1 protein-coding gene is annotated in these 545 nt (G+C 51.9%); it reads right to left on the reverse strand.

Annotation, left to right across the window (positions count from 1 at the left end):
- Window positions 1-545: AI-2E family transporter (locus R7Q09_RS27755; protein ID WP_318144162.1), on the reverse strand; the 545-nt coding region annotated here is incomplete at both ends.

Raw genomic sequence — 545 nt, forward strand, 5'->3', positions numbered from 1 at the left:
AGGAACAGGCCAACGATGCCGTAGAAAAGCATACCGCCGATGGCCCCAAGCAGAATCACTGGCATTGGTACGTCTACACCACGGCCCATAAACATTGGTTTTAGTAAGTTCTCAGACAGCGCACCGACAACCGCCCACACGGTAAACATGGTTGCGGTTGTGCTGTCTTGCGTCATGTACATGTAGCCAATCACTGGCAATACGGCAAGCAGCGCAGGAAGCTGAGCGATACACAAAATCATCAGAATCAATGTGAGCAAACCAGCAGCAGGAACGCCAAACACGAAGAAGCCAGCACCGATCAATAGCGCTTGAATCGCAGCCACACCAACTACGCCCAGCAGCACGCTTTTAATGGTCGCGGCGATAAGCGTTGTCCAGCTTTTCGCGTTTTCGCCAGCGGTACGGATCGCGATAGTTTGTAGGCCTGATGCCAACGACTCTGAATACGTCATAAAGCCAGCAGCGATAGCCAGTGACAAGATAGACAGCAACAAGCTACCTAACACGCCGCCAACCATGCCAAGCAAAGAGGTTAATGCTGA

The sequence above is a fragment of the Vibrio sp. 2130-1 genome, assembly GCF_033339515.1.